The organism is Bradyrhizobium sp. LA6.1 (assembly GCF_040547805.1).
In the GTDB taxonomy this organism is placed as follows: domain Bacteria; phylum Pseudomonadota; class Alphaproteobacteria; order Rhizobiales; family Xanthobacteraceae; genus Bradyrhizobium; species Bradyrhizobium barranii.
The window spans coordinates 208103-221413 of the sequence record NZ_JBEPQK010000002.1 but is presented as its reverse complement, the minus strand read 5'-3'; the positions used below and the strand labels follow the sequence as shown (position 1 = coordinate 221413).

At 65.4% G+C, this 13311-nt stretch carries 12 protein-coding genes; 4 read left to right on the top strand and 8 right to left on the bottom strand.

Annotation, left to right across the window (positions count from 1 at the left end):
* Positions 1-2: 2 nt before the first annotated feature.
* From ABIB99_RS04555 to ABIB99_RS04535, 5 genes are all read right to left on the bottom strand, one after another.
* Complete coding sequence (locus ABIB99_RS04555) at positions 3-1877, bottom strand: flagellar protein (protein WP_354174951.1); 1875 nt, start codon at positions 1875-1877, stop codon at positions 3-5.
* 19 nt (positions 1878-1896) lie between these two features.
* Entirely contained in the window at positions 1897-3780 is a 1884-nt protein-coding gene (flgK, locus tag ABIB99_RS04550) for a flagellar hook-associated protein FlgK (protein WP_247309200.1), read from the bottom strand.
* 34 nt (positions 3781-3814) lie between these two features.
* Positions 3815-6094 carry a flagellar hook-basal body complex protein gene (locus ABIB99_RS04545; protein WP_247309199.1) on the bottom strand — a complete coding sequence of 760 codons (2280 nt, stop codon included), beginning with the start codon at positions 6092-6094 and terminating at the stop codon, positions 3815-3817.
* Positions 6095-6385: 291 nt separating this feature from the next.
* On the bottom strand, positions 6386-6898 hold the full coding sequence (gene msrB / locus ABIB99_RS04540) for a peptide-methionine (R)-S-oxide reductase MsrB (protein WP_166090468.1): 513 nt from the start codon (positions 6896-6898) through the stop codon (positions 6386-6388).
* Between the two features lie 108 nt (positions 6899-7006).
* A complete protein-coding gene (locus ABIB99_RS04535; protein ID WP_354174950.1) occupies positions 7007-8443 on the bottom strand; it encodes an NAD(P)/FAD-dependent oxidoreductase in 1437 nt (478 codons plus the stop codon).
* Positions 8444-8536: 93 nt separating this feature from the next.
* Here ABIB99_RS04535 and ABIB99_RS04530 point away from each other — a divergent pair, with 93 nt between their 5' ends.
* Both ABIB99_RS04530 and ABIB99_RS04525 read left to right on the top strand, forming a co-directional pair.
* Positions 8537-9073 (top strand): SixA phosphatase family protein, encoded by a 537-nt coding sequence (locus ABIB99_RS04530; RefSeq protein ID WP_247309197.1) that lies wholly within the window; start codon positions 8537-8539, stop codon positions 9071-9073.
* Positions 9074-9133: 60 nt separating this feature from the next.
* A complete protein-coding gene (locus tag ABIB99_RS04525) occupies positions 9134-9559 on the top strand; it encodes a universal stress protein (protein ID WP_071917342.1) in 426 nt (141 codons plus the stop codon).
* A gap of 150 nt (positions 9560-9709) precedes the next feature.
* On the opposite strand, the gene ABIB99_RS04520 is transcribed toward ABIB99_RS04525, so the two are convergent.
* Positions 9710-9946 (bottom strand): DUF1127 domain-containing protein, encoded by a 237-nt coding sequence (locus ABIB99_RS04520; protein WP_071912174.1) that lies wholly within the window; start codon positions 9944-9946, stop codon positions 9710-9712.
* A gap of 185 nt (positions 9947-10131) precedes the next feature.
* On the opposite strand from ABIB99_RS04520, the gene ABIB99_RS04515 reads away from it, so the two are divergent.
* The gene (locus ABIB99_RS04515; protein WP_014493975.1) at positions 10132-11475 is read left to right on the top strand and encodes an aminotransferase-like domain-containing protein; all 1344 of its coding nucleotides are present in this window, start codon (positions 10132-10134) and stop codon (positions 11473-11475) included.
* Between the two features lie 70 nt (positions 11476-11545).
* Here ABIB99_RS04515 and ABIB99_RS04510 read toward each other — a convergent pair whose 3' ends face one another.
* Positions 11546-12145 (bottom strand): YdcF family protein, encoded by a 600-nt coding sequence (locus ABIB99_RS04510; protein ID WP_247342331.1) that lies wholly within the window; start codon positions 12143-12145, stop codon positions 11546-11548.
* A gap of 62 nt (positions 12146-12207) precedes the next feature.
* Positions 12208-12795: a hypothetical protein gene (locus ABIB99_RS04505; RefSeq protein ID WP_247309196.1), complete on the bottom strand. Its 588-nt coding sequence runs from the start codon at positions 12793-12795 to the stop codon at positions 12208-12210.
* A 79-nt stretch (positions 12796-12874) separates the two neighbouring features.
* On the opposite strand from ABIB99_RS04505, the gene ABIB99_RS04500 reads away from it, so the two are divergent.
* Positions 12875-13309 carry a hypothetical protein gene (locus ABIB99_RS04500; RefSeq protein ID WP_028148540.1) on the top strand — a complete coding sequence of 145 codons (435 nt, stop codon included), beginning with the start codon at positions 12875-12877 and terminating at the stop codon, positions 13307-13309.
* Positions 13310-13311: the final 2 nt, after the last annotated feature.

Sequence of the window (13311 nt, the reverse complement as noted above, 5' to 3'; positions counted from 1 at the left end):
CGTTACAGGAACTTGACGAGCGACAGCTGCGCGAGTTTCGAGGTAACTTGGTAGGACGCCTGAAGCGCATTCTGGAGCGACAAGAGCTCGCTCGCCACCTGATCCGGCGAGGCCGATTCCGCCTGGTCGATGATGGACTGGAGCTGCGCCTTGGCCTGGGTCTGGCGCGTGCCTGCGTCCTTCATCGTGTTCTGGGCCATCGCGAGGTCCGTTTGGATGTCCTCGATATGCTGCTGGCCGGGCTGCTTCGTCAGCGATTGCGTCACCCGCAGGCTCAGCGCGGAGACCTGCCCGCCCGCATACTGGCTGGTCGGCGAGGTCGAGAACGTCCCGAACACGGCGATCGCCTGCAATTGCTGGCGGATCGCGTCCTCGTTGGCCTGCGCGCCATATTGCACCGTGACCGAATCATCGACCCGCGCCATCGCCGTGGAGCGCGGCGAGCCGGGCCCGTCATTGCCGGTGTACCATTTCACGGTATTGGCCGATCCGTTGACCAGCGTCGTCGCCGAACTCGCCGGTGAAGAACCGACGCGCAATGGCGGCTGCGTCGCGGTGACCGGCGTCGAGCCGAAGCCGAGCGCGTTGAGTGCGCCCGAGTTCGAGGTCGTGATGTTGAGGCTCGCCGCGTCGTCCGTGTTGATCGTGATCGAGCCGCCATGCACGGTCGAAGGCTTCGACGTGCCCGTGATCTGGTCGATCTTGCTCATCAGCGTCTGGATGCTGTCGCCGACATTGAGCTGGTTGCCGGTCGCGCCCGAATTAACGAAGGTCAGCGTGGTGCCGTTCACGGTGATGGTGTCACCGGCGCCGAAGCCCGGCGAGATCGAGTTCGAGGGGCTCGCGCCGGACAGCGCCGTTGCTCCGCTGATCGGAGCCGGCGGGGCCGCCTGGTTGTTGACGGGCGCACCGATCGCGGAGCTTGCGGTGTTGAAGAAATTGTCGCCGGCCGTGATCGCGGATGCCGCGACAAGCGAGGTGTTGGCGAGCTTCGTGATCGCGGTGTTCAATGCCGTGTTAAGATTCGTGGCGGTGTTGCCGGGAGTCGTCGCGTCGATCGCGAAGCTGCCGATCGGCGTTGGCGTGGCCGTGGACGCGGTCAGGTCGACCTGCCCGGTGGTGCCGTCCGGCAGCGTGAATTGGACGCTCAGCTTGTCGCCATCGTTCGGGTTGAGGCCGTTGAGATCGACCGAGAACGACACCGGCGAGCCGCTCGGGCCGGTGACCGTCGCACCCGTCAGCGTCGAGGACACCGCCGCGATCTTCATTCCGAACGGCGATCCGGCGACGTCCTCGGATACCCGCACCGAGCTCGGCGTCGGCTGCGTCTGCACCAGCCGTCCCATGCCGTTGGCACCGAGGTCGGCGGCCTGGCGTTCCGCCATGACGGTCTTGAAGCCCGCCTGCGTGGTCGTGCCGTTGATGATGTCGCCGGCATTGGCAACCGACTGCGTGTTGAACGCCGTCCCGGAGAACAGATAGCGGTTGCCCGACTGCGTGTTGAGAACGCCGACCATCGAACCGAACTGCGAAGCGGCTGTGTTCTGCGCGACGGTCTGTCCGTTGACGTTGAGATCCTGCGCGGTGCTTGCGGAGCCGGTCTGCACCGTGTTGCGGATCGTCGTGAGCGACTGGAGCGCGGTATTGGCGAGGTTGATGTTCACGTTCACGTTCGTGATCGTGTCGGTATAGGCGGCGATGTTGGAGAGCTGCGAGCGCCCGGCGATCGCAAAGCCCTCGTTGGTGCCCATCCCGGAATAGTTCTGCGACAGCTTGCCGGTCGCGAGCTGCGTCGACAGGTCGGTGAGCTGCTGATTGATGTTGCGGATCTGCGCGCCGAGGACCGACGAAGAGTAGTTGATGCTGCTGATCGACATCTTTCAGAACCTGTACTGGTTACACTTGAGCCTGGATCAACGTGTTCATCATGCTCTGCACCACCGACATGACGTGGGCGTTGGCGGCATAGGCATTCTGAAGCTGGATCAGGTTCGACATCTCCGAGTCCAGATTGACGCTGGAGGTCGAGTCGAACTTGGCCTGGAGCGTCGAGACCACGACGCTCTGGCCCTGCTGGAGCTGGGTGGCCTGGGTCGAGGCGTTGGCCTGGACGCTCAGGAACTGCTGGAGGTAGTTCGAGACGCTGCCGGTGAAGGGCTGGTTCGCCGAGCCGAGGCCGGTCGTCGGCGAATAGGAAAACACCGCATTGGTGAGCTGCGAATAGAGATAGTCCGAGCGCGTGGTGTCGCCGGCGGGCGTCACCGGCGACGTGTTGTAGACGGACAGCCGCGTGGGATCGCTGACCAGCTGCGTGTTCACGGCGATGCGCCCGGCAAGGCCGGTCATCTGCGAGCCCGAGGCGGTGATCGCACCGGTGTAGAGCGCCTGCCCGCCGTCGGTGAACACCGCCAGCTGCGGGCTGCCCGAGGTCAGCGACGAGATCGTCTTGGTGGTCGAGGCCGAATTGACCTGGGCAAGGCCGGTATTGTCATCGGTCACCCGCAGCGTCGTGGCCGTCGCCGGCGACGGAGCGGCGGAGAACGTCAGGTGCGAACCTGAGAGCGCGGTGTTGAGCGCAGCGGCGATCGCATTCATGCCGCCGGAGAAATTGACGCCCACCCGCATCGGGTTGGCATTGGTGGCGTTCTGGAGCGGCAGCGCCGCCGGATCGGTCACGTTGACGAGCGTGATCTGGCGCTGGGTGTTGGTCGCCGTGTCTTTGTAGGTGATGTTGACCGTATTGCCCGGCTGCGCACCGGCAAGGTCGAGATCGAATCCGGCCGGCGGGCCGGACACCGTGCTGCCGGCCGTGGTCTTGTCGGACAGCGCGCTCGACATCGTCGCGGCGAGCTGGTCGATCTGGTTCTGCGCCTGCACCAGCGTCTGGTCGCGCAGCTTGAGATCAGCCGCGATCTGGCCGGAGGAGACCACGTTGTTGGCGACGACGTCGAGCTGCGAGCCGTTCGGCAGCTTGATGTTGAGCGCACCGACGCCCGACTTGGCCGGGTCGGCGTTGTAGAGCGAGGTCGCCGACAGCGCGCCGGCGGAGGCAAAGGTGAATTGCGAGGCGAGCCCGGCGCCGACGAGCTGGATGCCTGTCGTGGTGTAGATATTGGCCTGGTTCGAACCGTCGGTGGTGACGCGAACGTCGACATATTTCGACAGCGTGTTGATGGCCTGGTCGCGCTGGTCCATCAGCGTCGCGGCGGACGGGTCGTTTGCCGACAAGCCCTGAAGCTTGGTGTTGATGTCGGCGACCTGCTGCATCGCCGCGTTGGCCTGCTGTGCCGAGGTGCCGAGATCCTGCTCGACGTTGGAGCGCAGCGACTGGATGCCGTTGGTGGTGACGTTGAGCTGCTTCGCCAACGCCTGCGCCGCGCCGAGGGCAACCGTCTGCGCCGACGACGAGCCGGCGCTGGTCGACAGCGCCTGCAACGCCGTGGTGAATTTGTTCAGCGCGGTTTCGAGCGTGCCGCTGTTGCCGGGCGTGCCGTAGACACTCTGAAGCTGCTTCAGGATGTTGGCCATCTGGTCGGCGTAACCGCTGCCGCCGGTCTCGGTGCGCAGCTGGTTCTGCACAAAGGTGTCGAGCTCCCGGCTGACGCCGGTCGTCATCGCCGTCGAGCCGAAATCGCCGGTGGTGACCTCGATCTGGTTCGGCCTCTGGACGACGTAACCCGGCGTCTGCGAGTTGGCGACGTTCGAGGAGACGATCGAGAGCGCGGCCTGGTTGGCACGCAGACCGCTCATCGCACTGGCGAGGGCTGAACTCAAACCCATATCACTAGCCGCCTTTGGTTACGTCACGCGCCGATCAGCGCAACACGTTCAAGAGATCCTGCACCATCGAATTCGCTGTCGTGATCACCTTGGTGTTGGCCGAATAGGCCTGCTGGGTCACGATCAGCTTGGTGAATTCGTCGGCGATGTCGGTGTTCGAGCCTTCCAGCGACGAGCCGCTGATGCTGCCCGACGCGCCGTCGATCGCTGTGCCCGACTGTTCGGTCGCGGCGTAGGCGCCGCCGTCGAGGGCCTTGAGGTAATTGGTGCCGTTGAAGTGCGACAGCGTCACCTGGGCGAGGTTGAGGTTCTGGCCGTTGGAGAAGGTGCCGACCACGAGGCCGCTGTTGTTGACGGCAACCGAGCGGAGCTGACCGGCGGCGTAGCCGTTCTGCGTGATGGTGTTGATCGTCACCGCGCCGCTGGTGCTGGCATATTGCGTCAGCCCGCCCGAGGACATGTTGAAGGCGACCGAGCCGAGCGACTGGCCGCCGACGCTGACGTTGTTGATGGTGATGCCCGATCCGCTCGGCGAGGTCAGCGAGCCGTCGCTAGCAAAGGTGAAGGCCTGCCCGGTGTTGACCCAGCCGACCGTCGTGCCGGTCGCATTCGGATCGGTCTGGTAGAACAGGTTCCAGGTGTCGGAATGGCCGGTGCCCAGCGAGGCGCTGTCGGTCTTGGCCCAACGCAGCTGCAGGTTCACCGGCGTGCCCGCGGCGTTGTAGGCGGTGACCGCACCGCCGCTGATCGATTCCTTGGTGAACGTGGCGATGTCGTTGCCGATCACGCCGCCGGTGCCGGCAGTGCCGCCACCGCCGCGGTTCTTGGAGATGGACGACGTGAAGCCGAGCGCGGCGAAGGCGCTGCTGTTGTTGGGGCTCGTCACCGTCAAGGTGGGATTGGCGATACCGGTATTCAGGGTGATCACGCCGTTGCTGATCGAAGAACCGCTCGCTCCGCTGAGCGTGTCGATCTGGCTGAGCAGAGTCGCTATGGAGTCGGTGATGTTGATCTGGTTCGGAGGGGTAGCGCCGGAGGCCACGAAGGTGATCGTATTGGCAGCTCCCGTGCCGTTGACCTGGATCGTGTTGCCGACCACGAAGGGCGTCGAGAGGACTTCCGCCCCGCCGGGCGTCGCGGTGCCGCCGAGCTGTGTACCACTCGTAATCGCGGGAGTGGACAGCACGTTACCGCCGCGCGTCACGCTGCTGACGCCGAGCAATCCTGCCGCAGTGCCGCCGATCGTCACGTCGGCCGTGGTGCTGGTCGTGATCTGGATGTTGCCGCTGGCATTCATAGTCACGCTGGAGGCGGGAACGCCGGCTCCAGACGCGATCGCGCTGAGGACATCCGACATCAGTGCGCTGGTGGGCGACTTCAGACCAACCGTAGTGACCGCCGGGGGGCCCGCAACCGTCGAAACGCCCGAGACGGTGTTGTCGAAGTTGATTGTTTGGCCGTTGACCGTCAACGACTTGCCGGCCAGGTTGGTGAGAAGGCTGGTGTTGAGATGCGTGGCCAAGCCCGCATCGAGAGACGTGCTGCCAGTTGCCACCGCCGAAGCGCTGTCCAGCAGTGCCACCGAGCCAGTAGCGGTCGTCGCCGTATAGGCCGAGCGCAGATTGCCGGTGGCCGCCGCGCCGGAGACCGTCGCATTCGAATAGGGCGGCGGCGGCGTGCCGACGATCAGCGGGTTGGCGGCGAAATCGGACGGGTTCAGGCCGCCGGCCGCCAGCAGCGTGCCGCTCGCCGCGGTCGAGCTCGCCCCCGTGTTCGGCACGCTCGGCAGGTTCGCGGCGTACTGGATCGAGGTTGTCGCCTGTGCCGGGATGAAGTTGTTCTGGAATTTCAGGACGGACGCCACATTGCCGGTCGGGTTGCCGGTCTTGGGGTCGACCGTGACACCCATCAGGTAGTAGCCGGCGCCATTGACGAGATTGCCGTTGGAATTGAGCTGGAAGTCGCCGCGGCGGGTGTAGTAGGTGACGCCGCTGAACTGCGGCAAGTTGTCGACGACGTTAGTCGCCTTCTGGATCGAGAAGAAGCCGTCGCCGGTGATCGCCATGTTGGTCGCGACGGAGGAGGACGAGATCGTACCCTGGGTGGTGATGGTCGCCTTGGCGTTGGCCGTCACACCGCCCGCGACCTGCTTGCTCGGGACCGAGGCGTCGGGGATGAGATCGACGAAGCTGGTGCCGATGCCCTTGTAACCGGTGGTGGATGAGTTCGCGATGTTGCCTGAAATGTTCTGCAGCGCGTAGGACTGCGCCTGCAGGCCACCCACCGAGGTGTTCATTGCATCGAAGATACCCATAACTTTGTCTCCAGATCCGATCTCGGCGGCCGGTCGACCATGGCCGCAGTCGGAAGAGACAGTCGCAAGGGCTATGCCAATGCGGGTATTCTCAGGAAATCAATGACTTGAATGGGAAGGCCCCGGTCCGATGACCGGGGCACAATTGCCGGGCCGGCAACAATTGCCGGGGCATCGGGTCATTCCGGGGCGGCCCGCAGCACCGAACTCAGGTGCGCAATTGCGCACCTGAGAAGCTCGAGATTCCGGATTCGATGATCACGCATCGCTCCGGAATGACTCCAGCGAGACCTACGTTGCCGACGCGGCGGCCGGGTGGAAGACGAGCCCGAAACCGTCGATGCAATAGCGCAATCCGGTCGGCTTCGGACCGTCGTCGAAGACGTGGCCGAGATGGCCGCCGCAGCGCCGGCAATGCACTTCGGTGCGCACCATGCCGAAGGTACGGTCCTCCGTCTTGCCGACATTGCCTTCGATCGGCTGGTAGAAGCTCGGCCAACCCGTGCCGCTCTCGAACTTGGTGTCGGATGCGAACAGCGGCAGGTCGCAGCCGGCGCAGGCGAAGATGCCCTTGCGGTGTTCCTTGAGCAGCGGGCTGGAGCCTGGCCTCTCGGTGCCCTCCTTACGGAGGATTTCATATTGCTGCGGGGTGAGCTGGGCGCGCCACTCGGCGTCCGTCTTCTCGATCTCGAATTTTTGCGCGGCCTTCTCTCCAGCCTCGGCGGGCGTTCCTCTCAACCAGCGGAAGGCCGAAAGGCCGAACAGGCCGGCAACAGTTGTCAGCAGGATGCGGCGGTCAAACATCTGATTCTCCGTGCGCGGGGGAGTCCACGCTCTGAGATACGGGCTCTAACGGCCGACGTTACACGTCCGGGCGGGGTTTTTCTCAACTTATCGCGAGACACCCTGGTCCTACGAGGCCGGTTCCACATCCTCGGCCACAGGTTTCGGCGGAGGGGTCGGCCGCGGCCGGACGCCGGGCGGCGGACGGCGAGGACCAGTGCCGGCGGCCCGGTTGGCTTCAGCGAGGCGCGCCTCGCGTTCCCGGTCCTTGACCCGCGCACGCTCGCGGTAGCGGGCGAGCGAGCCTGCGGCGGCGGAACTCGCCCTGCCCCAAACTCCCACCAATTGGCCCGCGACCCGCCCGGTCGTGCCGCCCGCCCAGACCAGCTCGAACGGCGAGAACAGCTTCCAGCGCTCGTCACCCCACAAAATGCTGCGCGCGATCAGCTGCCCGGCCATGGCCGAGGTGTTCATGCCCTGGCGGCCGAACCCGCTCGCCACCCACAGGCCTTTGCGCAACTGGCCGATCTGCGGCATGCCGTGCACGGTCTGGCCGGTGACGCCGCCGAACATGTCGGTGATCTCGACATCGCCGAACTGGGGGAAAATCGATCTGATCCGCCGCCTGACCGCGCCCGCAAAGCGCTGCGGACGCGCGGCCCAGGTGGTCTCGGGGCTTTCCCACATCAGGCGGTCGCCGTCGACGACACGGAAATGGTCGACCCCGTCGGAATCCATCACCGATCCCGTGAACGCCACGATCTCGTGCACGCGCTCGCCGAGCGGCGCGGTAATCCCGGCATAGCGCCAGACCGGCAGCAGCGTCTCCGACAGGCGCCTCAAGGGCGCTCCGAGGTGGATGTTGCCGGCGAGCACGATGTGGGTGGCGCGCAGCCGCGCCGAGGGCGTGACGATGCGCTTGCGGATGCCGGAATGATCGATGCTGACGACCGGCGTATCCTCGAATATGCGCGCTCCCGCTCGCCGCGCCAGCGCTGCGAGGCCGTGCACATATTTGCGGCCGTCGAGCTGGAATGCCCGGGGATAATAGACGCCGTGGAAGTAACGGTCGGTCTTGAGCGCCTCGCGGACGCGATCCACCTGCCAGCCCTCGACCTCCGTGTCGAAATCCTCGTGGAGCACCTGCAACCGGCTGATCAGCCGGTCGCCGGCATCGACGTTGGAGACCTCCAGCACGCCATCGCTCGGGCCAATGCCGGGCATGTTCTCTTCGGTGGCGTTGGCCCGGACGAACTCGGCGCCCTCCTTCGCCAGTGTCCACAATTCGCGCGCGTCCTCGAAGCCGATGCGCTCGATCAAATCGGCGAGCGGCAGCGCAAAGCCAGGCATCACTGTGCCGAGCTGGTTTCCGGAGGCGTTCCAGCCGATATGGCGGCCCTCGAGCACCGCGACGCTGGCTCCGAGCCGGGCTGCCTCCAGCGCGATGGAGAGCCCGGCAAGCCCGGCCCCGATCACGCAGATGTCGGCGTCGAGATCAAACGACAGTCGCGTGCGTTCACGAAAGCCGGCTTCTTCCTGGGATACGCTTGTGAAAGTCTCGCTCATGTCGTTTCCTTAAAGGACCGATCGGGCCCTTGTCACCTTGTCCTCAACCGGCGCCTGTAGATTATTCTGGACGCGTAACGATTCGAGAATGCCATGCGCCGTTTGATGCTGCTGCGTCACGCCAAGACCGAGACTGACGCGCCGAGCGGCCGTGACCAGGATCGTCGCCTCGACGACCGCGGCCACAAGGATGCCGCGCAGATCGGGGATTGGCTCGCCACCCATCCCCCCTTCCCCAAGGCCGTGCTGGTGTCGCACGCCGTCCGGGCCCGGCAGACCTGGGACACTGCCTGGGAGACGATGAAGGACCGCGTCGCAGCGCCGCAGGTGGAGGTCCTGCCCGAACTCTACGGCGCCGATCCCGCCCAGATCCTGGAATCCATTCGCACTGCAACCGTTCCGGCCAACCCGAAGCAGTTGCTGCTGGTGGGCCACAATCCCGGCATGCACGAGGCCGCGCTGATGCTGATGGGCGGCGGCGATCCGGCCGGCGCCAAGGCGCTCGCTCACAATCTGCCCACGTCGGGGCTTGCGGTCTTCGACTTTGACGTCAAGGATTGGGGTGACGTGGCCTACCGCCGCGGCAAACTGGTGCTGTTCGTCAGCCCCAAGCTGCTTCGATCGGGTTGAGACGCGCGGGGCGCGCCGTCTCGACCGGTTGATCCCAGCTTGGTCAATTGGGAGGCGCAGATGTTCAAGTCCATCCTCGTGCCCATCGACCTCGCCGACACCGATCTGGCCAAGCCGGCGCTCGCGACCGCGATAACGCTGTCGCAGACCTGGAGCGGATCGATACGACTGCTCAACGTGCTGCCGATGACGCCGGTGATGCTCGCCGAATACGTCCCGGCCGATTTCGACGAGCAGCAGCGCCAGACCTCCGAGGAAGCGCTCGCCATCGTCGCGCGGGAGTCAGGCATCGAGACGGGGCGCATTTCCAGCGTGGTGCGACAGGGCGGCATCTATCATGAGATCCTGGAGGAGGCCATGCACATGAAGGCCGACCTGATTGTGATGACCTCGCACCGGCCGGCGATGCGCACCTATTTCCTCGGCTCCAATGCCGGGCACGTCGTGCGCTACGCCAAGTGCTCGGTGCTGGTGGTCAGGCACTGAGCGCCACAACAAACGCTGTCATTGCGAGCGTAGCGAAGCAATCCAGAGTCTTTCCGCGGTGGCAGTCTGGATTGCTTCGCTCCGCTCGCAATGACGACGCGGAGGCATTGTCACCACGCCCGGACTTGCGGGCGTGGTGGCCGAACAAACTCACAGATACCGCGTCAGCTCGGCCTTGAACTGCCCGTAGACGGCGTCCTCGATCTGGCTGCGCGTGATCCCGATGTCGCGCAAGGCGTGGTCGTCGAGCTCGTTCAGCGTCTTGACGGCAGAGCGGCGCTCCAGGCGGTCGAACAGCGCATGGGCGACGTTGGCGAGCGTGCTGAAAAATCCGCCCGACGAGGATGGGCGTAAACTCCGCCCGGCAGTTTGCGAGATCGTGGTCATTTTTCTTCTCCGGCCTATTGTCCGCGCAGCGAAGCAGGTGCCGTTGGCGCGGACGCTGTGAGCGCCTGCACCTCATTTGCCGTCAGATTGCTCTCGCTCTCCTCGGCTCAATCGCGGAACTTGATGGAACTTAAATGCTCCAGTACACTACTCGGAGCAAGTAAAACATTGCTCTCGGTGCAATAATGTCCAAGTTCGAATACGTGAAGCTTGCCGATGCCATTGCGGCCGATATCACTAAAGGCACGTTAAGGCCCGGCGACCGGCTGCCGCCACAGCGCAACTTTGCCTATGACCGCGGCATCGCGGTCTCGACCGCGAGCCGGGTTTATACGGAGTTGCTTCGCCGCGGGCTCGTCGTCGGCGAGGTCGGCCGCGGCACCTTCATCTCCGGCGACATCAAGCGCGAGGTCGAGGCGTTGAGCGAGCCGCGCGACGCGCGGATCGATTTCGAGGTCAATTATCCGTTATTGCCGCAGCAATGGGCGATGATCGCCAAGAGCCTTGCCGGGCTCGAGCGCGTCGATGCGCTCGAATCCGCCCTGCGCGTCTCGACCAGCACCGGCACCAAGAGCGCGCGCAATGCGGCCGTCGCCTATCTCGCGCGCAAGGATTTCACGCCGCAGGCCGAGCAGATCGTCTTCACCGCCAACGGCAAGCAGTCGCTCGCCGCCGCACTCGCCGCCCTCGTTCCCACCGGCGGCCGCTGCGGTGTCGAGGCGCTGACCTACCCTTACGTCAAGAGCATCGCGGCCCGGCTCGGCGTGACGCTGGTCCCGATTCCGATGGACGAATACGGCGCGCGTCCCGATGCGATCCAGAAAGCGCATCGCGAAGCGCATCTGTCGGCGCTGTATCTTCAGCCCATCATCCAGAACCCGCTCGGCGTCACCATGAACGCGACGCGGCGCGCCGACATCATGCGCGTCGCCGAGAAGCTCGATCTCACCATCATCGAGGACGCCGTCTACGGCTTCCTCGCCGACGACACGCCGCTGGCAGCGCTCGGGCCGGACCGTTGCATCGTGATCGACAGCCTGTCCAAGAAGGTCGCACCCGGCCTCGCGCTCGGCATCCTCGTGACCCCGCCGCATCTGCGCGAGAGCGTGATGAGCGCGGTCCGGACCGGCGGCTGGATCGCCTCGGGCCATGCGCTGGCGTCCGGGCAGCGGCTGATGGCCGACGGCACCGTCGCCGAGCTGACGCGGCTGAAACGGATCGACGCTGCGCGCCGGCAGCAGACCGCGGCAAGGCTGCTTGCCGGCTACCAGATCGCGGCCGACGCCCGCTCCTATCATCTCTGGCTGACACTGCCGCCGCACTGGCGCTCGCAGACCTTCGTCGCCGCAGCTGCCCGGCGCGGCATCGCACTGACGCCATCCTCGACGTTTGCAATTGCGCATGGACACGCACCGAACGCGGTGCGGCTCGCGCTCGCCCCGCCCTCGCTCGAGCAGCTCGATTCCGGCCTGCGCACGCTCGTGTCGCTGCTCGGTACCAAGGAAGAGGATTTCGACTCGACTGAGTAAGCCAGAGCGTTGCGAGCGAAGTGATACCGGTTCGAAAACGCGTCGCGACAAAGATCCGGCCCTTCGCCGCTCAGGCCGCCGGCCATTCCGCGATAAAGCCCCTCGCCTTGTACGGCTCGATCTTGTCCCATTCGTGCAGGACACGCCGGCGAAACTCGACATCGGTGTGCCAGAGCGCGCGCGGCGTCGCAAAGCTGTCGACGGTGAGCAGCATCTTCTCGGCTTCAGGCCAGTGCCGGTGCAGCGTCATCGGGTAGCGGCGCGCCGTCCAGGTGTTGCCGAGGCAGATCACGCTCCGGATGTTTCGCAGCCCAAGCGCCGCATCAATGATCGGCAGCGAGAAGATCACGTTCTCGCCGGTGTTCATCGCGCGATGTTCCTCGAGGATGAGGTCCGCGGGAATGCCGGCCGCGACCATCGCTGCCTTGATGATGGTGCACTCAGATTGCTCCGAGCCCGGCGTCACACCACCGCTGACAATCGACCAGCGGAAAAGGCCCTCGCGCCACAGCCTCGCGGCGGTGTCGGCGCGCAAGCCAACGTCCTCGCGGGTGCCGAACATGAACAACAGATCGGCCGGCCGGAGCGGCGTATCGATCAGATGCGTGCGGTTGATTTCGACGATCTCATCCGCTGTAGGCTGGCGCCTGTTGCGATCCATGGTTGGCATGACAGCACGATGCGACACCGGCGCAGGAGCGCGAAGTCACGTTTGATTGCGGCCGATTGCACCTAAGGCAGCAACGCCTTCGGCACACGATCAAAGCTGTAGCTGTGCGGCTGGTTGCGCCGCACGAAGCCGCCGACCTGCCAGGCGAACAGTGCGGCAAAGCCGATGATGAACAGGGCGCCGGCGAACTCCCCGATCATGAGCGCGCGGATCAGAAGCCCCGTCATCGCCACCGTCAGCACCGCCAGGAAGGCCAGCACCGCCGCATAGGTCTTGCGGCCGAGGCCTGCGGTCAATTCGGCGCGGCTGCCGGCTTGGGCCATCCGTGCGTGCAATTCGATGATGAAATCGCGAAAACCGTTGTCCTGCGGCGCCATCAGCGCCGCGGTCTGCCAGCTCGTCGACAGGATCCTGATGCGGCCGCCGCCGGCGTGGCTGACATCGGCGCGAAAGCGGTGCTGCTGCATCGACACCGGGCGAAACGACAGCCGGATCGCCGAGATCTCGTCATAGCGCCACAGGCCGGAGCGGCCGGCGATGTGCCAGGACAGGCCCGCGTCCGTCAGCTCGAAACGATGCGCAGAGCCGATCAGCGACGCCTTGTAGGCGTAGCTCGTGACCGACGGGCCTTGCGCTCCCGAAACCTGCATCCCCACAATCAATCCCGTCCGCGCAATCCCGCCTGCGATCGGCTTGCGCGATCGCCCTCGCCCATCCTACAAGCGGGGCATGGCTGAGACGACCTTTTTTCCGCGCCGCCTGATTCTCGGCGCTGCCGTGATCTCCGGAGTGCTGCTCGCGCTCGCGGTGCACATGCTGGGCGCGCGCTACGGGCTCGATCTCGGCGGGCTCTGGCATTCCGACACGCACGAATTCATACCCGCGGGCGCAGCGATCGCCTGGTGGTTGATTGCCACGGTCGGTTTCTCCGGCGGCTATTTCACGGCGACATTGATGCAAAGCGCCGTCTCCGGGCAGATCCCGCAGCGGATGCGGCAATTCCTGATCGCGGTCGGCGTGCTGCTGCTTGCCGGTGCGGGCCAGGTGGCCGCGGCGCCGAGCCCGATCCCGTCCGTCTCGGGCGTGCTCGCCGGGCTGGCCGCGCTATGTCTTGGCGCCGTGATGGCGTTTTGCGGCGCGCATTTCGCGCTACGCCGCGGCTAGAC